General features: G+C 64.3%; 20 protein-coding genes. 6 read left to right on the top strand and 14 right to left on the bottom strand.

Features of this window, described 5'->3' with window-relative positions:
- Positions 1-12: 12 nt before the first annotated feature.
- A complete protein-coding gene (locus SOM61_RS20485; RefSeq protein ID WP_147933105.1) occupies positions 13-498 on the top strand; it encodes an outer membrane protein assembly factor BamE in 486 nt (161 codons plus the stop codon).
- Between the two features lie 3 nt (positions 499-501).
- On the opposite strand, the gene SOM61_RS20480 is transcribed toward SOM61_RS20485, so the two are convergent.
- The 10 genes from SOM61_RS20480 to SOM61_RS20435 form a co-directional block, all read right to left on the bottom strand.
- On the bottom strand, positions 502-1431 hold the full coding sequence (locus SOM61_RS20480; protein ID WP_414675047.1) for an alpha/beta hydrolase: 930 nt from the start codon (positions 1429-1431) through the stop codon (positions 502-504).
- The gene (pssA, locus tag SOM61_RS20475; RefSeq protein ID WP_123070704.1) at positions 1431-2297 is read right to left on the bottom strand and encodes a CDP-diacylglycerol--serine O-phosphatidyltransferase; all 867 of its coding nucleotides are present in this window, start codon (positions 2295-2297) and stop codon (positions 1431-1433) included. The genes SOM61_RS20480 and pssA overlap by 1 nt, the downstream gene beginning before the upstream one ends.
- 130 nt (positions 2298-2427) lie before the next feature.
- Positions 2428-3198, bottom strand: coding sequence for an SIMPL domain-containing protein (locus tag SOM61_RS20470; protein ID WP_320475787.1), 771 nt, complete (start codon positions 3196-3198; stop codon positions 2428-2430).
- A gap of 311 nt (positions 3199-3509) precedes the next feature.
- Entirely contained in the window at positions 3510-4526 is a 1017-nt protein-coding gene (gene ilvC / locus SOM61_RS20465) for a ketol-acid reductoisomerase (RefSeq protein ID WP_320475786.1), read from the bottom strand.
- A gap of 96 nt (positions 4527-4622) precedes the next feature.
- A complete protein-coding gene (ilvN, locus tag SOM61_RS20460; protein WP_005666354.1) occupies positions 4623-5114 on the bottom strand; it encodes an acetolactate synthase small subunit in 492 nt (163 codons plus the stop codon).
- A complete protein-coding gene (locus SOM61_RS20455; RefSeq protein WP_320475785.1) occupies positions 5114-6841 on the bottom strand; it encodes an acetolactate synthase 3 catalytic subunit in 1728 nt (575 codons plus the stop codon). The genes ilvN and SOM61_RS20455 overlap by 1 nt, the downstream gene beginning before the upstream one ends.
- A gap of 486 nt (positions 6842-7327) precedes the next feature.
- Entirely contained in the window at positions 7328-8191 is an 864-nt protein-coding gene (locus tag SOM61_RS20450) for an ABC transporter permease (RefSeq protein WP_320475784.1), read from the bottom strand.
- Positions 8191-9045, bottom strand: coding sequence for an ABC transporter ATP-binding protein (locus tag SOM61_RS20445; protein ID WP_320475783.1), 855 nt, complete (start codon positions 9043-9045; stop codon positions 8191-8193). Before SOM61_RS20445 ends, SOM61_RS20450 begins: the two co-directional genes overlap by 1 nt.
- A gap of 1 nt (position 9046) precedes the next feature.
- Positions 9047-10051 (bottom strand): ABC transporter substrate-binding protein, encoded by a 1005-nt coding sequence (locus SOM61_RS20440; protein WP_320475782.1) that lies wholly within the window; start codon positions 10049-10051, stop codon positions 9047-9049.
- Positions 10052-10068: 17 nt separating this feature from the next.
- Positions 10069-10944, bottom strand: a complete 876-nt coding sequence (locus tag SOM61_RS20435) for a TauD/TfdA dioxygenase family protein (RefSeq protein WP_320475781.1) — start codon at positions 10942-10944, stop codon at positions 10069-10071.
- Positions 10945-11162: 218 nt separating this feature from the next.
- Here SOM61_RS20435 and SOM61_RS20430 point away from each other — a divergent pair, with 218 nt between their 5' ends.
- The 5 genes from SOM61_RS20430 to SOM61_RS20410 all read left to right on the top strand — a co-directional run bounded on the left by SOM61_RS20430 (position 11163) and on the right by SOM61_RS20410 (position 14580).
- The gene (locus tag SOM61_RS20430; protein ID WP_123070640.1) at positions 11163-11735 is read left to right on the top strand and encodes an RNA polymerase sigma factor; all 573 of its coding nucleotides are present in this window, start codon (positions 11163-11165) and stop codon (positions 11733-11735) included.
- Positions 11732-12148 (top strand): DUF3619 family protein, encoded by a 417-nt coding sequence (locus tag SOM61_RS20425; RefSeq protein ID WP_320475780.1) that lies wholly within the window; start codon positions 11732-11734, stop codon positions 12146-12148. The genes SOM61_RS20430 and SOM61_RS20425 overlap by 4 nt, the downstream gene beginning before the upstream one ends.
- Positions 12145-12963: a DUF3106 domain-containing protein gene (locus tag SOM61_RS20420; protein WP_320475779.1), complete on the top strand. Its 819-nt coding sequence runs from the start codon at positions 12145-12147 to the stop codon at positions 12961-12963. Before SOM61_RS20425 ends, SOM61_RS20420 begins: the two co-directional genes overlap by 4 nt.
- Positions 12950-13498 (top strand): RDD family protein, encoded by a 549-nt coding sequence (locus SOM61_RS20415; protein WP_320475778.1) that lies wholly within the window; start codon positions 12950-12952, stop codon positions 13496-13498. The genes SOM61_RS20420 and SOM61_RS20415 overlap by 14 nt, the downstream gene beginning before the upstream one ends.
- Before the next feature lie 92 nt (positions 13499-13590).
- Entirely contained in the window at positions 13591-14580 is a 990-nt protein-coding gene (locus tag SOM61_RS20410; RefSeq protein ID WP_320475777.1) for an SDR family oxidoreductase, read from the top strand.
- Here SOM61_RS20410 and SOM61_RS20405 read toward each other — a convergent pair.
- The 4 genes from SOM61_RS20405 to ltaE form a co-directional block, all read right to left on the bottom strand.
- The gene (locus SOM61_RS20405; protein WP_320475776.1) at positions 14574-16223 is read right to left on the bottom strand and encodes a choice-of-anchor I family protein; all 1650 of its coding nucleotides are present in this window, start codon (positions 16221-16223) and stop codon (positions 14574-14576) included. The two genes, SOM61_RS20410 and SOM61_RS20405, sit on opposite strands and share 7 nt — an antisense overlap.
- A gap of 67 nt (positions 16224-16290) precedes the next feature.
- Positions 16291-16797 carry a hypothetical protein gene (locus SOM61_RS20400; RefSeq protein WP_320475775.1) on the bottom strand — a complete coding sequence of 169 codons (507 nt, stop codon included), beginning with the start codon at positions 16795-16797 and terminating at the stop codon, positions 16291-16293.
- A gap of 26 nt (positions 16798-16823) precedes the next feature.
- Positions 16824-17525 carry an RNA pseudouridine synthase gene (locus SOM61_RS20395; protein WP_320475774.1) on the bottom strand — a complete coding sequence of 234 codons (702 nt, stop codon included), beginning with the start codon at positions 17523-17525 and terminating at the stop codon, positions 16824-16826.
- Positions 17522-18556 carry a low-specificity L-threonine aldolase gene (gene ltaE, locus SOM61_RS20390; RefSeq protein WP_320475773.1) on the bottom strand — a complete coding sequence of 345 codons (1035 nt, stop codon included), beginning with the start codon at positions 18554-18556 and terminating at the stop codon, positions 17522-17524. The genes SOM61_RS20395 and ltaE overlap by 4 nt, the downstream gene beginning before the upstream one ends.

Genomic DNA, 18556 nt, shown 5'->3' with positions numbered 1-18556 from the left:
GATGAGAACACAATGATCAAACCAACAATATTCATCGCCACCTTGTTGCTGACGGCATGCGCCATGCGCACGCCGCCGAACCCCGGCGACACGCAGGATGTGATCCAAGCCAAGATGGGAATGCCAACCGCGGTGTATGCCGACGGCGCGTCGCGTACGCTCGAATACGCCACCGGCCCCATGGGCCAATTCACCTGGATGGCGCACCTCGGCCCGGATGGCCGCCTGCTCTCATACGAGCAAGTGCTCACGAGCGAGAAATTTGCCACGATTAAAATCGATGGAGCAAACAAGGACCAGGTGCTGCGTACCGTCGGTCGTCCGGCCGAGCGATCGCATGTCGCCATGAAGGATTATGAAGTCTGGTCCTATCGCTACAAGGAAGCCGGCGTCTGGAATTCGCTGATGCACGTTCACTTCGACGGGCAAGGCGTCGTGCGCCAGATGATGAATGGTCCCGATCCGATGTACGAACCGCGCGACCGCTTCGGCTTCTAGGCGCTACTTTGCCGGAGCTGCCGGAGCGGTGCGTCGACCGCCGTCGCTGCGCACGAAATCCTCGACCGCGTCCAGGCTTGGCGCCAGGCGGCTCAGCGTGGATGATAGCGTGGCCACCAGGGTGGCGTGGTTGACGTTGTCGTAGTACTCCTCGCGCACGGGAACGCCGGCGTTGCGCATCCTGGCCGCGAGCGCGCCGGTATTGCGTTCCGGGTTCACCGTCGTGTCGTTGCGGGCGGCGATCAGCAGCGCCGGCGGCGCCCCGGCCGTGACGTGAGCGATCGGCTGCGAGTCGCGCGGCGTATCGGGGTAATGGAAAACGGGACGCGTGGTCTCGTTCTCGACGGGCAAGAAGTTATACGGGCCCGCCAGGCCGATCCAGCCGCGCAGGATGTTGGGGCTACTGCCCTGTTCGCGCAACCAGCGTGGATCGAGCGCCAGCATCGCCGCGTTATAGGCGCCCGCGCTATGCCCCATGACGAACAGGCGTTTCGGATCGCCGCCATAGGCCGCGATCCGGCGTTCGGTCCAGACCAATGCCCGCGCGCCATCGTGCAGGAAGCCGGGATAACTGGCCTGCGGATACAGGCGATAATCGGGAATCACCACCACGAATCCGCGCTTGGCCAGCGAACGGCCGACGAAGGCATAATCGTCGCGCTCGCCACTGACCCAGTTGCCGCCGTAGAAGAAGACGATCACCGGCGCCTTGCTCGCGCCCGATGCGGGCCGGTAGATGGACAGCACGTGGCGCGGGTCGGGGCCGAAGGCGGCCGTCGCGACCGAACGCGCCGTTCCGCCCGGCGACACCGCATTGACCAGGCCGAGCGGCGAACAGGCGCTCAAGGCGCCGGCCAGGACCACGACGGCCAGCGCCGCCGCGGCGACGGCGAGCGTCTTCGTCAAGCGCGAACGGCAGCCAGGCAGCGACATCAGCGGCGCACGTCGTCCGGCTCGTCGTCGAGCGGAATGATGCTGACCGGCTTGCCCTTGGCCTTCTGCCAGACATACACGGCATAGCCCGACAGGCCATACACCACGAAGATCGGCCACAGCACCTTGGGCGGATCGATCGCCAGCAGCGCCAGCACCAGCGCGATCAGGAACACCGCGATGAACGGCACCGACTTCCTGAAATTGATGTCTTTGAAACTATAGAACGGTACATTCGACACCATGGTCAGGCCGGCGAACACGGCGATGCACCACGACACCCAATCCACCTTGCGCGCGCTGACGCTGATGTCGGGGTCGATCATCATCATGATGAAGCCGATCACCAGCGCCGCGGCGGCCGGGCTCGGCAAGCCCTGAAAGAAGCGCTTGTCTACCACCTGGATATTGGTGTTGAAGCGCGCCAGCCGCAGCGCGGCGCAGGCGCAGTAGATGAAGGCCGCGATCCAGCCCAGCTTGCCGAGGCCGCGCAGCGACCATTCATAGATCACCAGGGCCGGCGCGGCGCCGAACGAGACCATGTCGGCCAGGCTGTCATATTGCGCGCCGAACTCGGACTGGGTATTGGTCAGGCGCGCGATGCGTCCGTCCAGGCCGTCGAGGATCATGGCGATGAACACCGCCCAGCAGGCATGCTCGAAGCGCTGGTTCATCGCCATGACGATGGCGTAGAAGCCGCAGAACAGGGCCGCGGTGGTGAAGGCGTTGGGAAGCAGGTAGATGCCGCGCCCACGTTCGCCGGCCTGGCGGTCTTCCGCACGGCGGCCGAAACGCTTTTTCAGGCGGGAAAATCGTGGACCCTTTGGCGTTGTCCCTGGTGTTCTTCTTCGTGGAAAGGTTGGCATAAGGATTCGTATTCAAGTAAGTCGCCGAGCGACAGTTCCCCCACATTATAGAGGTGGGGACACGTGTTAGCGAAACACTACGCTAACCCGACTGGCGATTGCCTGGCGCTTACTTGAACACAGCCAGCTTTTACTTGAACTTGACCTTGCCCACGACCCGCATTTGCAGCGTGGTTTCGCCCGGCTCGAAGCTCGGTTCCGACATCTCATCGGCCATCTCGCGCTTGGCGCTGCGCATCATCATGGCCTGCGGCGCCGCGGCATCGCCCGCATAGTTGCCCGAGCCTTCGAAATCGACCGTATCGAGCACGGCGTCGGTTGGCTGGCGGCCCATGGCCTTGGCGATCGAGACGATGCGCTCGTTCAGGTTCTGGTAGGTTGCGGCGATGCGCTGGTCGTCCAGGCGCTTCAGGAGCTCTGGGCTCAGGCCAAAATTGACGCCATTGATCTGCAGCACCTTCTGGGCAGAGGCGGCGGTCTTTGGCAGCGCGGCCAGGTTGGTCGTCTTCACTTCCAGGTACTGGCCGACGCGCCAGGCGATCGGCACCGGCTTGACCGGCTGCTGCGTGGTGCGGCCAACCGGCTGCGGCGGCACTTCCGGATAGACCGGATAGGTGTAATAGCCCTGGGTCTTGAGTTCGGCATTCGGATCGGCGCGGCGCACGATCTCGGTGCCCTCTTTCATCTTGCGGTTGACGCGGTCGGCGGCAGCGTTCTTGTCCTTGTCGTGCTCTTCGACGGCGAAGACCACGGTGGCCTGGTCGTTGGCGTGCTTGACTTCGCCGAAGGCGGGAACCACGACCATGGTGCCGCTGGTGGCCGGCGACGGCAGGTTTTGCGCCTGGGCGGCGCTGAAGGCCAGGACCAGGGCGGCGGCGACGAGGGATTTAGAAACAGCCATTTATTGTTCTCCTATAAGTTGCGACATATGTCTGACAGCACTTATACGATACCAATCACAATGATTCCATCGTGATTTTGTAATGGACAGTTGCAAATGAGTAGGTTTACGGTCGAATTTGTAACAGCCCGAATAACCGCATGCCCAAAACAACGTCGTCCCCGCGCAGGCGGGGACCCAAGTTTTCCCGAGCAGCCACATACTTGAACGTAGGTGGCGTGCGCATGACTTGGGTCCCCGCCTGCGCGGGGACGACGTGCTGAAGCTCGTTGGAACAGTAGCGCAAACGCAGCGCTACTGCCCCGGAAACATCAGTTCTTCGACTGATCCACCAGCTTGTTCTTGGCGATCCACGGCATCATGCCGCGCAGCTTGGCGCCGACTTCTTCGATCTGGTGCTCGGCGGTCAAACGGCGGCGCGAGATCAGGGTCGGGGCGCCGGCCTTGTTTTCCAGGATGAAGCTCTTGGCGTATTCGCCGGTCTGGATGTCCTTCAGGCACTGGCGCATCGCTTCCTTGGTCTGCTCGGTGACGATGCGCGGGCCGGTGACGTACTCGCCGTATTCCGCGTTGTTCGAGATCGAGTAGTTCATATTGGCGATGCCGCCTTCGTAGATCAGGTCGACGATCAGTTTCAGCTCGTGCAGGCACTCGAAATACGCCATCTCCGGCGCGTAGCCGGCTTCGGTCAGGGTTTCGAAGCCAGCCTTGATCAGCTCGACGGCGCCGCCGCACAGCACGGCCTGCTCGCCGAACAGGTCGGTCTCGGTTTCTTCGCGGAAGTTGGTCTCGATGATGCCGGCACGGCCGCCGCCGTTGGCCATGGCATACGACAGCGCGATGTCGCGCGCCGCGCCCGATTTGTCCTGGTAGACGGCGACCAGGTGCGGCACGCCGCCACCTTGCGTGTAGGTGCCGCGCACGGTGTGGCCCGGCGCTTTCGGCGCGACCATGATCACGTCGAGGTCGGCACGCGGCACGACCTGGCCGTAGTGGACGTTGAAGCCGTGGGCGAAGGCCAGCACGGCGCCCTGCTTGGCGTTCGGGGCGACGTTCTTGTTGTAGACCTCGGCGATGTTTTCGTCCGGCAGCAGGATCATGATGACGTCGGCAGCTTTCACTGCCTCGTCGACCTCGGCGACCTTCAGGCCGGCCTGCTCGACCTTGCCCCACGACGCGCCGCCGCGGCGCAGGCCGACGGTGACGTTGACGCCCGATTCAGAGAGGTTCTGGGCGTGGGCGTGGCCTTGCGAGCCATAGCCGATGATGGCGACGTTCTTGCCTTTGATGAGGGAGAGGTCGCAGTCTTTGTCGTAGAAAACTTTCATTTGGGTGTCCTGTATTTGAGTAATTTAGTGGGTATTCGGGCGTAACGCGTCGGCGGGAGACCCGCCAACCCTACGTCGTTCATTCAGCGTTTTTGGTCAGACTTTTAGGATGCGTTCGCCGCGTCCGATGCCCGAGCCACCGGTACGGACCGTCTCGAGGATGGAAGCCCGGTCGATCGAGTCGATGAAGGCGTCCAGCTTCGACTTGGCGCCGGTGAGCTCGATCGTGTAGGTCTTTTCGGTGACATCGATGATGCGGCCGCGGAAGATGTCGGCGGTGCGCTTCATTTCTTCGCGCTCCTTGCCGACCGCGCGCACCTTGATCAGCATGAGCTCGCGCTCGATGTGCTGGCCTTCGGTCAGGTCGACCACCTTCACCACCTCGATCAGGCGGTTCAGGTGCTTGGTGATCTGCTCGATGATGTCGTCCGAACCGGAGGTGACGATCGTCATGCGCGACAGGGTCGCGTCTTCGGTCGGGGCCACGGTCAGGGTTTCGATGTTGTAGCCGCGCGCCGAGAACAGGCCGACAACGCGCGACAGCGCGCCGGCTTCGTTCTCCAGGAGGACTGAGATAATGTGTCGCATCACAGGTCCTCCGAGCCGAGCAGCATTTCGTTCAGGCCGCGGCCCGCCTTGACCATCGGCCAGACGTTTTCGTTCTGGTCGGTGATGAAGTTCATGAAGACCAGGCGGTCTTTCATGGCGAACGCTTCACGCAGCGAACCCTCGACGTCGCCCGGCTTCTCGATGCGCATGCCGACGTGGCCATAGGCCTCGGCCAGCTTCTCGAAATCGGGCAGCGAATCCATGTACGACTCGGAATAGCGCGAACCGTAGTCGATCTGCTGCCACTGGCGCACCATGCCCAGGAAGCGGTTGTTGAGCAGGATGATCTTCGGCGTCAGGTGGTATTGCTTGCAGGTGGCAAGCTCCTGGATGCACATCTGGATCGACCCTTCACCGGTGACGCAGGCCACGGTCGCATCCGGATTGGCCATCTGCACGCCCATCGCGTACGGCAGGCCGACGCCCATCGTGCCCAGGCCGCCGGAGTTGATCCAGCGCCGCGGCTTGTCGAAGGGGTAGTACTGCGCGGCCCACATCTGGTGCTGGCCCACGTCGGACGTGATGAAGGCGTCGCCATCGGTCACGCGGTGCAGTTGCTCGATCACCGACTGCGGCTTGATCACGGTATCGGAGGTCGGATACTTGAGGCAGTCGCGACCACGCCATTCGGCGATCTGCTTCCACCAGCCCTGCAGCGCATTGGTGTTCGGCGAGACATTGCCGGCGTCCAGCTGCGACAGCAGTTCGACCAGCACGTCCTTGACGTTGCCGACGATCGGGATGTCGACCCGCACCCGTTTCGAGATCGACGAAGGGTCGATGTCGATGTGGATGATCTTGCGCGGATGCGAGGCGAAGTGCTTCGGATTGCCGATCACGCGGTCGTCGAAGCGGGAGCCGATGGCGATCAGGACGTCGCAGTGCTGCATCGCCATGTTCGCTTCATAGGTGCCGTGCATGCCCGGCATGCCGACGAAGTGCGGATCGGAAGAGCGCGATCCGCCCAGGCCCATCAGCGTATTCGTGATCGGGAAACCGGTTTTCTCGACCAGGCGGTTCAGTTCATCCGAGGCATTGGCCAGGATCACGCCGCCGCCCGCATAAATCATCGGACGCTCGGCGTTCTGCAGCAGCTGGACCGCCTTGCGGATCTGGCCGGCATGGCCCTTGTCGACCGGACGGTACGAGCGCATTTCGATCTCGCGCGGGTACTCGAACAGGCATTTATTGACGGTGATGTCCTTCGGAATATCGACCAGCACGGGGCCGGGACGGCCGGTACGGGCGATGAAGAAGGCTTTCTTGATGATCGAGGCCAGATCGCGCACATCCTTGACCAGGAAGTTGTGCTTGACCACCGGACGGGTGATGCCGACGGTATCGCATTCCTGGAACGCATCCTGGCCGATCGCGTGGCTCGGCACCTGGCCCGAGATTACGACCATCGGGATCGAATCCATATACGCGGTGGAAAGACCGGTGACGGCATTGGTGACGCCGGGGCCGGAAGTGACCAGGGCGACGCCCACGGTATTCGAGCTGCGCGAATAGGCGTCGGCGGCGTGCACCGCGGCCTGTTCGTGGCGAACGAGGACGTGCTGGAATTTGTCCTGTTGGAAGATCGCGTCGTAGATATAGAGGACCGCGCCGCCCGGGTAACCGAAGACGTGCTTGACGCCCTCTTCTGCCAGACAACGGACCACTATCTCAGCGCCCGTGATCGGGACGGCTGAATCGTTACTCATGTACATTCCTTTCAAAACCCAATGGGAGATTGATCGGATGCCCGTTCCTGACGATATGCGTCTTTGCGCGACAACCCTCAGGCTTGACTACTTTCTGCGTGCACGTCGATGTTTCGGACACCGTAGGGTCCTTACGCACCGGCGCTGGGCGCAACTCGTTGAGCGTGAGTGTTTGTAGCGGTCTTACGCATCTCTCGCGCTTGTGGCGCGGGTCGGAGCAAACTGCCTACAAATGAAAGCGTGTCATAACCGGACTGGGCCTTGTGTGCCGAATCCGGATGACGTAAAAGCCTTGGGGGTGCAAAGCGTGAGGGACACCTTACCGCGCCGCACCATTTTGGTCAAGAAGGAAAGATAAAAATCGCTTCATGAACAAAAGTGGTGCAACAAATTTGGCGAAAGCCCTATAAAGTGCGCCGTTTTTGCGTGGGGTGCGTAGGTCTTAGGGTGGACCGGGGCGCGCAGCCGGCTACGCCGTCCACGCGCTCACCGCTGCATCCCCCACCGCCGCACGGTAACTCTTTCCAGCGCCTGAAACACGAAGTGCTCGATGGCGAGGCCAATCAGGATCACGGTCGCCAGCCCCGCGAACACCTTGTCGGTGAACAGTTCATTGCGGCTCTGGAAGATATACCACCCCAGCCCGCCCTGCCCCGAGGTGCTGCCGAATACCAGCTCGGCCGCGATCAGGGTGCGCCAGGCAAACGCCCAGCCGATTTTCAGGCCCGACAGGATGGCCGGCAGCGCCGCCGGGATCAGGATCTGCAACACCATGCGCAAGCCGCCGAGGCCGTAGTTGCGCCCCGCCATGCGCAGGGTTTCGGGCACGGCGCGAAAACCGGCGCTGGCATTCAGGGTCAGCGGCCACACCACCGAGTGCACCAGCACCATCAACAGGCTGCCCTTGCCGAGCCCGAACCACAGCAGGGCCAGCGGCAGCAGTGCGATGGCCGGCAGCGGATTGAACATCGAGGTCAGGGTATCGATCAGTTCGCGTCCGAAGCGGTTGGACACCGCCAGCCAGGTCAGCAGGAAAGAACCCGCCACGCCCAGCAGGAAGCCCTGGCCCAGGATCGCCAGCGACACCGATACATAGCCGATCAGCTCGCCCGACAGCATGCCGTCCACGAAGGCGCGGCCGGTCTGCAGTGCGCCCGGCAGCAGCAGGTCGTTGTCGAACCAGCGCGCGAGCGATTCCCACACGACGGCCAGCGCCAGCAGGATGGCGGGTTTTCTCAGCCAGCCGAAACGGTCCAGCGACACGGACGCCGCAGACGACGGCGCGGCGACGACCGGCCGCAATGGAAGGATGTACTCGGGACGGATCGGCGGTTCATGCAAGGTCGTCATCAATGCGCCTCCGCCACGAGGTGAGCACCCTCGCGAACATCGGGCGCGGCATCTTCGGCGCCGAACAGCAGCCCATGGATGCGCTGGGTAGCCGCCTGGAATTCCTGGCTGCCTGCACTCGACAAGCTGACCTGGTGGCTGTTGAGCTCGGCCCGTACCCGGCCCGGATGGGGCGACAGCAGCAGGATGCGGTTGCCCACCACCAGCGCTTCCTCGATCGAGTGGGTCACGAACAGCATCGTAAAACCGATCTCGTCCCACAGCGCCTGCAGTTCTTCCTGCATGCTGCGCCGGGTCAGCGCATCGAGCGCGGCGAACGGCTCGTCCATCAGCAGCACGGCCGGCTGCATCGCCAGCGCGCGGGCAATCGCCACCCGCGCCTTCATGCCGCCCGACAAGGTGTGCGGATAGGCATCGGCGAAGCGCGCCAGCCCGACCTTGCCCAGCCAGTGGCGGGCACGCCGGTCAGCCTCGCCACGCGCTACGCCGCCCGCCACCATCGGGAACATCACGTTCTGCCGCACCGTCTTCCATGGCGGCAGCTGGTCGAATTCCTGGAACACGACGATGCGGTCCGGTCCCGGCCCCGTGATCGGCTTGCCGGACAGGCTGAGGCTGCCGGCGCGCGGCGCGATGAAGCCGCCGATCGCTTTCAACAAGGTCGACTTGCCGCAGCCGGACGGCCCCAGCAGCACGAAGCGGTCGCCGCGGTGGACGTCGAAGCTGACGTCGTCGGTGGCCCGCACGATGCCTCGTTCGCTCGCATACTCGAGCGTGACGTGCTCGGCGCGCAGCAGTGGTTCAGGCGTTGCAACTTTTTGGACCAGGTTCAGAGGTATGACGGGCGTAATCATCTCAGCTCCCGTTGGCGATCACCGGGTGCTCGAAGAAGTAATCCTTCCACGAGGCCGGTTTGTTCTTGATGGCGCCGACCTGGTGCAAAAATTGCGCCAGGCCCAGCGTATTCTGCGGCGCCACACGGAACTGCGTCTTCGGATCCTTGATCACCTTCAGCAGCAGCGCGCGGTCGATATTGCCCTTGTTGACCCGCAGGTAGGCATCGGCCGCACCGTCCGGATTGGTCGCAATGTACTCGGCCGCCTCGGCCAGCGCATCGAGGAAGGCGCGGTAGGTCTTGGGATTTTGCTTTACGTATTTCTCGGTGGCATACAGCACCGTTGCCGACGCCGGCCCGCCCAGCACCTGGTAGGAATCGAGCACGATTTTCGCGTTCGGGTTACCGGCAAGTTCCTGCTCCTGGAATGGCGGCCCGCCGAAGTGGGCGTTCAGTTCGGTCTTGCCGGCGATCAGGGCCGCGGCGGCGTCCGGGTGGGGCAAGGTCTGGGTGATCGGGTCGAGTTTCTTGAACTGGGCATTGCCCCACTGCTTGGCGGCGGCCATCTGCAGGATGCGGGCCTGCACCGACACCGTCACCGCCGGCAAGGCGATGCGGTCCTTCGGGCCGAAGTCGGCAATGGTCTTGACGTTCGGATTGGTGCTGATCAGGTAATACGGGAAGCTGCCCAGCGAGGCGACGCCGCGGACATTCTGGCGGCCCTTGGTGCGGTCCCAGATCGTCATCAGGGGGCCGACACCGGCGCCGGCGATATCGATCGAGCCCGACAGCAGCGCATCGTTGATCACGGCGCCGCCGGAAAGCTTGATCCAGCCGACATCGATGTCGACGCCCTGCTTCTTGCCATGCTTTTCGATGAGTTTCTGGTCTTGCGCCACGTTCAACAGCAGGTAGACCACGCCGAACTGCTCGGCGATGCGGATCTGGCCTTCGGCCTGGGCCAATGATGGCAGCGCCAGAGCCAGCGCGGCGCCTAATGCAATGAACTTCTTGTGGTATTTCATGGGTTTCCCGGGTTGAGTCAGAACGGAACGTCGCCTTCGATGGTCGTGCGGTACAGCTTGCGGCGCAGGTGGTCCGGACAGCCGGCCGCCAGGTGCATCAGCGAGCGGTTGTCCCAGAACACCATGTCGTGCGGCTGCCACTGATGGCGGTACACGTGGGGCGCGCGCGTGCTGTGGTCGAACAGCGCGTCGAGCAGTTCGCGGCTGCGCTGTTCCGGCACGCCCAGGATGCGGGTCGTGAAGTGCTCGCTGACAAACAGGGCCTTGCGGCCGGTTTCGGGATGGGTGCGCACCACCGGGTGACTGACCGGCTTGACTTCGTCGATCTGGGCCTGGGTGAGCTTTGGACGGAACGGGTTTTTCTGGCGCAACTCTTCATACTTCGCCAGATACCAGTGCTCGGCCTGCAAGCCTTCGACCTCGCGCTTCAGATGGTCAGGCAAGGCTTCCCAAGCCGTGTGCTGGTTCGCGAACAGGGTGTCGCCGCCTTCTTCCGGCAACTCTTGCGCATGCAACATCGAGCCCAGGCTCGGCGTTTCCTTGTACGACAGGTCGGAATGCCAGAAATGGCCGGCATCGCCCAGGCCGATCGGCTCGCCGTTCTCGCGGATATTCGAGACGATCAATACTTCGGGATGGCCTGCCAGCTGGAAATTGCGCAGCACGTGGATCTGCAATTGCCCGAAACGGCGGCTGAACTCCACCTGCTCGGCAGGCGTGATGTGCTGGTCGCGGAACACCAGCACGTGGTGGTCGAGGTGGGCGCGGTGCAGGCGTTCGAAATCTTGCGCACTGAGCGGACGCGACAGGTCAAGGCCGACGACTTCGGCGCCCAGCGGCGCGCCAACGATGGGGTGGACAGCAAATGCTTGGCGGGGAATATCGAGCGGCATGATGGCGGAGGCTGGATGGTCGTGTTGACAGCGTAATGACGCTCCAATAGGCGAACAACGAATGATTTCGCGTATCTTCATGCAGTTTTTAAACGTTATGCATATGACATTACCGTCTGCCTCCACTGTGAGATGTCGGTGCAGGCCAGGGCGTTTTTTGCTAGGATGCGAAGGTTTTCCCTAAAGCACGAGTAAGACGAGCGCTTCCTTGAACCCGCATGGCCACAGATAAAGAACTCAACGACTTCCTCGAGAATGTCGAACGGCGTGCGTTCAAGCAGGCGGTGTATGCGGTGCGCAAGGACGAGTCGGCGCTGGACATCGTCCAGGACGCCATGATCAAGCTGGCCGAAAAATATGGCGACAAGCCGGCCGCCGAGCTGCCGATGCTGTTCCAGCGCATCCTGCAGACGACGATCCTCGATTACTTCCGCCGCGAAAAGGTGCGCAACACCTGGGTCAGCCTGTTTTCGGGCTTCAGCCGCCGTGAGGGAGATGACGATGACGACTTTGATATACTTGCCTCATACGCGGCCGAAGATGGATCGGCCGCCGCAGAGTCGAGTGCGGACCAGCTTGAGCGTGAACAAACTTTGCGCTTGATCGAAGAAGAAGTACAAAAGCTCCCAACGCGTCAACGGGAAGCCTTCCTCATGCGTTACTGGCAGGATATGGACGTGGCCGAAACGGCCGAAGCAATGGGATGCTCCGAAGGCAGCGTCAAGACACATTGCTCCCGTGCCACCCACGCCCTCGCCGCAGCGCTCAAGGCCAAGGGAATCACATTATGAATACCGACGACATCAACCTGGCGTATAAAATCCGCCATGCACTGAACGAACAGCTCGACACCTTGCCGGCATCGACCACCGACCGGCTGGCTGCCGCGCGCGCGGCCGCGCTCGCGCGAAAGAAGGCGGACGCGCCTGTCGAGTATTTCAAGCCTGCCCCTTCCGGCTGGCGCCAGATGCTGGCCGGCTTCGGCAATGCCGTGAGCGGCCCGGCCATGTCGCGCCTGGCCGTCGCGGTGCCGGTCCTGGCCCTGGTGATCGGCATGGGCGGCGTCTACCAGCACGAACAGCAACAGCAGATCGCCGAGCTGGCCGACATCGACGCGGCCGTGCTCTCCGATGAATTGCCGCTCAACGCGTACCTCGACCCGGGCTTTAGCGCCTATCTGGAGTCGCAGCAGCGCCGGCAATGACGAAGAACGACGCTTCACAGTCTCGCGCATCGAAGCCCAGCGCCTCGAAAGCACGGTTTCCCGTCCTGAAAACCGTGGCCGGGGTGCTGGTAGCGGGCGTCATCGCCTGGGTCATCGTCGACCGTTTCGACGCCCCGTCCGTCCTGCCGTCGGTGGCCGATGCCGTTGATGGCGAACGCAAGTCGTCCAAAACCTTCGACAAGCCCCTGTGGAACGACCTGAGCAGCGCCCAGCAAGTGGCGCTGGCGCCGCTGGAACCCGAGTGGAACCAGATGGAAGGACCGCGCAAGCGCAAGTGGATCGAGATGTCGGCCCGCTTCGCCTCGATGCCCGCGTCCGAGCAGCAGCGCGTGCACGAACGCATGCGCCAGTGGATGAAGCTCACTCCCGAGCAGCGCGAACTCGCACGCGAGAACTACAGCCGCACCAGCCGCCTGGCCCAGGGCGGCGACAAGGCGGCCGACTGGGAAAACTACAAGCAGCTGTCGGCCGACCAGAAACGCAAGCTGGCCAACAGCCCGGCAGCGGCGCGCCACAAGAGCATCCCGGTGGCGCTGCCTGAAGCGCCGATGCTCGTCACGCCGACCCCCTGCCCGCCGAACACCACCCGCCGCGGCGCCGATTGCATCCTGATCGGCACGGATACCGTGGTGCCGACCGACACCGCGGGCGTGCCGCCGGCAGTGCAGAGCGTCCCTGCTCCCGTCTCCCCGGCGACGCCGGGTCCGGCGGCCGGTTCTGCCGCCGATGGCGGCGCGATCGCCACCCCGGGCGGCCAGCAGGCACCCGCGCAGGCCGCCAATGCAAGCAACTGAACCGCTTGCCGCTGCGGGCGCAGCCACTCCGGCGCACGCGACTTTCTTCCCGACGCCGACCGTCAAGCGCCGCGTGACGGTGATGGTCTATGAATTGTTCCTGCTGTTCGCCGTCGAGATGCTGGCGGTACTGGTCTACCTCCTCCTCACCGGCAACCGCCAGGAGCCGCTGTTCCAGCATGGGCTCAAGCTGTGGCTGTTCCTGGTGACGGGCCTCTACTTCACCTGGTGCTGGCGCGACAGCGGCCACACGCTGGCCATGAAGACCTGGCGCATCAAGGTGGCCCAGGCCGGCCACGCGCGCCTGCCGTGGCGCACGGCCATCGTGCGCTACCTGCTGGCCTGGGGCTGGTTTGCGCCGGCGCTGCTCGTGTGCGCAGCGGCCGGGCTGCACGCAAAGGGCGAGATCGCCGTTGCGCTTGTAGTCGGTATCGCCGTCTGGGCGCTCACCGCCTTCCTCGACAAGGACCGCCAGTTCCTGCACGACCGCCTGGCCGGCACCCGCCTGGTCCAGCTGCCCAAGATCAAGCGCTAGTCCTCCCTCGAGCTTGCTGCGCGGCATTCGAACGCGGCGGCATCCGGAATCGCGGAATAATCGGCCTTTTCACTGTGAATGAAAGGTCAACGATGAAGCGATCGAATCTCCGCGTGGTGATCATGGGCGCCTCGAGCGGCATCGGCGCCGCGACCGCCATCGCCTTTGCCCGCGAAGGCGCCGACCTGGTGCTCGGCGCGCGCGGCAAGGAAGGCCTCGACGATGTCGCCCGCCGCTGCTTCCAGGCCGGCGGCCGGGCCGAAACGGTGGTGGTCGACGCGACCGACGCCCAGGCGGTGGCAGCCTTCGCGCGCGAGGCGCGGGGTATCCTGGGACAGATCGACCTCTGGTTCAGCAATGTCGGCGCCGGCGTGGTCGGCAAATACCACGACGTGCCCATGGCCGACCACCGCCAGGTGATCGAGACGAACCTGCTCACCCACATGAACGATGCGCACGCGGTGCTGCCGATCTTCCTGGAACAGGACCACGGCATCTGGGTCAATATGATCTCGTCCGGCGGCTATGTCGCCACGCCCTATGCTGCAGCCTACGCGGCCAGCAAGTTCGGCCTGCGCGGCTTTAGCGAAGCCCTGCGCGCCGAGGTGGGCAAGCGGCGCCATATCCACGTCTGCGACGTGTACCCTACTTTCGTGGATTCGCCCGGCTTCAGCCATGCGGCCAACTATAGCGGCGCCCATCTCTCGTATCCGCCGGGAGCGCTGGCGCCGGAAACCGTGGCCGACGCCGTCGTCAAGCTGGCGCGCCGTCCGCGCGACACGACCGTGATCGGCGCGCCAGCCGCCGCCATGAAGGCCACCCAGCTGGCGCCGAATCTCGTCGCGGCCGGCATGAGCCGTTTCATGGATGCGTGGGCCAAGCGGGCGGAACGCACGCACGATACGCGTGGCGCGCTATACGAAGCGCCGCACGGCGCCAGCGGCCTGCATGCCGATCCGAGCCGTCTCAATCAGCCAAGGCCGCAGCCGAGCCAGCCGGCCAACAAGGCGTTGGTGGCTGGTGCGGCGGTGGTCGCCGCCGCGATCGGCATGCAGCTGCTGCGCAAGCGCGCGGATCAGTAAGTCAGGTTGATCTGCATGACGGCGGTGGTGCCGCTGACTTCATTACCGACGATCAGCAGCGGCTTGCCGTTCGGCGACTTGTGCCCCGGGATCAGGGTCAGGCCTTCCGGACCCAGGTCGCCCTTGTCGCCGTCGCGGGTGTTCAGGTAAGTGACGAAGGAAGCCTGGGACGGTTTACTCACGTCATACACCATCACGCCACCGACGCGCTCCAGGCCGATGAAGGCATAGTGCTTGTTGCCGAACTTGCCGACCACCGCGCCTTCCGGTTCGGGGCCCTTCGACGCGCTGCGGTCTTCCAGGTCGTTGTTGTCGTTGCTGGCGTTGAATTTGACGTTCGGCAGCGCCTTGGTGCGCTGCTCGAATTCGTCGCCCGAGTCGTAGACGCGCTTGATGTCGGTGTCCCAGATCGAGAACGAACGGCCGCCGAAGGTGTACAGCTCGTTGCATTGCCCTGCCGCGTTCTTTCCATCCTTGCCGCCATTCGGCGTCGTCGTGATACGGAGGCGCCCCAGGTTCGAATCGAAGATCTGGTTCGCGGCGTCCGGGAAGACAGCGGGGTCCAGCCCTGCCGTGCAATGCGCACGCACGCGGCTCTCTTCATTGAAGCCCGGCCAGTCGGCGCGCGCGTCGCCCTCGTTGGCCGTGATCAGGTAATGCTTGCCGTCCACCGAATAGCTGGCGATGGCGTCCGGCAGGTACATGCCTTTCACCGGCTGCGGGCCGATCTTGATGGCCGGCGAACCGCTATTGGTATTGGTGCCGCCGTCCTCGTCCGACGCATCCAGCCCGAAGCCGGCGACGCTGTGATCCTTGAAGCCGAGCGGCTTGACCGCGGTGACCTTGGCCGTCGCCACGTCGACGATGGCGATCGCGTTGTTCTCTTGCAGGGTCACCCAGGCGGTGCGGCCGTCGTCGCTGACGGTGATGTATTCCGGCTCGAAGTCCTGGGCTGCGCTGGCGTTCGGTCCATAGACGCGGATGCCCTGCGCGCGCAGCGCGGCTTCCTGGCCGTTGAAGGCGCGGAAGTCGGCGGTCGCCACCGATGGCGTGCCGCCACGGTTGACGGTGATGACGCTGACCGAACCTTCCGGATCGGTCGTGCCGGCCACGCCATAGCCGCTCGGCTCACCCTCGTTCGCGACCAGCACCTTGGTGCCGTCCGGCGTGAAGGTCAGCATGTCGGGCTGCGCGCCGACCTTGATGCTATTGACCAGCTTGAGGTCGGCCGCATTGTAGAAGGCGACGGTGCCCGGCTGGGTCTTGGGATTGGATTCGATCGCCAGCGCCACCAGGCCGTCATGCACGGCGACGCTGTTGACCGCCTTGCCCAGGCTGGCCACATTGATGGTGCCGATCAGTTTCGGCGTGGCTGGCGCCGCCAGGTCGAGCACGTCGACCGTGCCGTTGGCGCCGTTGACGACGAACAGGCGACGGCTGCCCGCATCATAGGCCGTGATCTCGGCCGCGCCGGCCGCCCCGCCGTTATAGCCGCCGATCTTCTGCAGCGCGAGCGTGGTCGGGGTCGGATCGTCGTCGTCGCCACCGCAGGCCGCGAGCACGCAGGCCAGCGCGATCGCGCTCAGCATCGGGACGTAACCCGGAAGATAACGGGAAGGTTTGGTGGCGCGGCGCTGGAACATGGTTGTCGATTTTCCAAGGATGAAAGATCGACAGCATATGGACGCAAGATGACAGCCGTATGACTTCTCAGCTGCGTTCGACGGCGCGCTGCATCAGCTTGCGCGGCCATGGCAGCAGCTGGAACAGGATGCCGCAGGCCAGCGCCGGCAGGATGAACAGCTCGATCACCATATAGGCGCGGATGATCTTCCATGGATCCGGGTTGTTCGGGTCCATCCCGCCCAGCAGGTCGCCATAGGAATGGCGCGCGATGTAGAGCGTGAGCGCCGTCATCGCCAGCCCGCACAGCAGCGCCGCGCCCGCGCCCAGCAGCACGCGGCGCGGCGTGGTCTGCAGGCGCCGGCGCAGCGGCTCGAGCTTGACGGCCAGCGCCACCAGCATGCCGTGGGCAAGGCCGAGCGCGCCCGCGATCAGGGCGCCGAACAGCAGCGCCGCCAGGTAGAACGACGGCATGAGCTCGATGCGGCCCTTGGTGAACAAGGTGGCCAGGGTGAATTCGATCACCGGGATCACGGGCCCCAGCAACAGGAAAAACAGGACGCTGGTCGCGACCAGGCGGAACGAACTTGGCATAAGTAGAACTTGGAAGCGGTACAGACTCAGAAGCGCTCGACGTCGCGCAGGTAACGCCAGCCGCCCGGCGGCAGGCTGCCCATGGAAATGCGGCCGATGCGCAGGCGGCGCAGCGCGGTGACCTTCAGGCCGACGTCGCCGCACAGGCGCTCGATCTGGCCACGCTGGATGTTCTTGCCGGCGATGCGCAGGCGGGCCTCGCTTTGCCAGCTGGCGCGGAACATGCGGCCCAGTTTATCGAGGCCACCCTCGGCGATCTTGCCGTCCACCTCGGCCACGTATTCGTATTCGTTGCGCGGCGCATCTTCGACGAGCTTGCGCATCACGCGCCAGTCCTGGCTGAACACGACCAGGCCGGATGCCGTCGTCTCGAGCGGCGTCGCCAGCGCCAACTTGAACAGGTGCCGGCGCAGGAAAGGCTTGCCGAAGCCATTGTCCAGCACTTGCGTGTCGGCGCCGATCGTTGCCAGCAGCGCGTCCTGTTCGACGCCGGCCGGCTTGTGCAGCAGGATGGTGACCGGCTCCGGCTCGACCGGGGTCGCGCCAGGCAGCATCAGGACCTGTTGCCCGGCCGTGACGCGGGTGGCGGGATCTTCGGCCACCACGCCATCGACGCTGACCCAGCCGCCGGCGATATAGCGTTCGGCGTCGGCGCGCGAGCACCCCGCTACGTCAGCGACGCGTTTCGCGAGGCGGATGCCGTCGTCGGTGTTCGATGGTGCGGTCATGCGTGCCAATCAGAGAAAAATTCGGTGAATACGTCGATGGTGCGCTTGATGTCGGCGTTCGAGATGTCGAGATGGGTCACCAGGCGCATTCTGGGGCCGACCGTGGCGCGGATCTGCGCGCTCTCGAGCGCCTGGCGCAGCGGCGCGCAGGCGGCGGCCGGCACGTCCATCCAGAAGATATTCGTTTGCGGCGTGCCGACGCTGAGCTGTTCGATCTTGCCCAGGCCGCGCGCCAGTTCGGCCGCGTTATCGTGGTCGTTGGCGAGCAGCGCGACATTGTGCTCCAGCGCGTAGTGGGCCGCAGCAGCGATCACGCCGGCCTGGCGCATGCCGCCGCCCAGCATCTTGCGCCAGCGCTTGCCCTGCTCGATGAAGGACTTCGGTCCCAAGAGGACCGAACCGACCGGCGCGCCCAGGCCCTTGGACAGGCAGACCGACACGGTATCGAAACCTTTGACCGCGTCAACCAGGCTGATGCTCTGCTTGACGGCGGCGTTGCAGATGCGGGCGCCATCGAGGTGGGTCGCCAGGCCTTTATCGTGGGCGAGCGTGGTCGCAGCGGCGATGTATTCCTGGCTCAGCACGCGGCCACCGATGGTGTTTTCCAGCGCCAGCAGACGGGTGCGGGCGAAGTGCATATCGTCCGGCTTGATGTAGGCCTCGATGTCGGCCAAGGCGATGCTGCCGTCCGGCTGGTTCGCGATCGGCTGCGGCTGGATGCTGCCCAGCACCGCGGCGCCGCCGCCTTCGTACTTGTAGGTGTGCGCTTCCTGGCCGACCAGGTATTCGTCGCCGCGGCCGCAGTGGGTCATCAGGGCGATCAGATTGGTCTGGGTGCCGCTTGGGGCGAACATGCCCGCTTCGAAACCGAACAGCTCGGCCGCATAGTCCTGCAGGCGGTTGACGGTCGGGTCGTCGCCGTAGACGTCGTCGCCGACCGGGGCGGCCACCATGGTGGCGCGCATCGCGGCGCTCGGCTGGGTCACGGTGTCGCTACGCAGGTCGATCCAGCGCTGTTGGTCTTGGCTCAT

This window comes from Massilia sp. CFBP9012 (assembly GCF_034045115.1).
Classification (GTDB): domain Bacteria; phylum Pseudomonadota; class Gammaproteobacteria; order Burkholderiales; family Burkholderiaceae_D; genus Telluria.
This window is presented reverse-complemented; position numbering and strand designations above follow the sequence as displayed.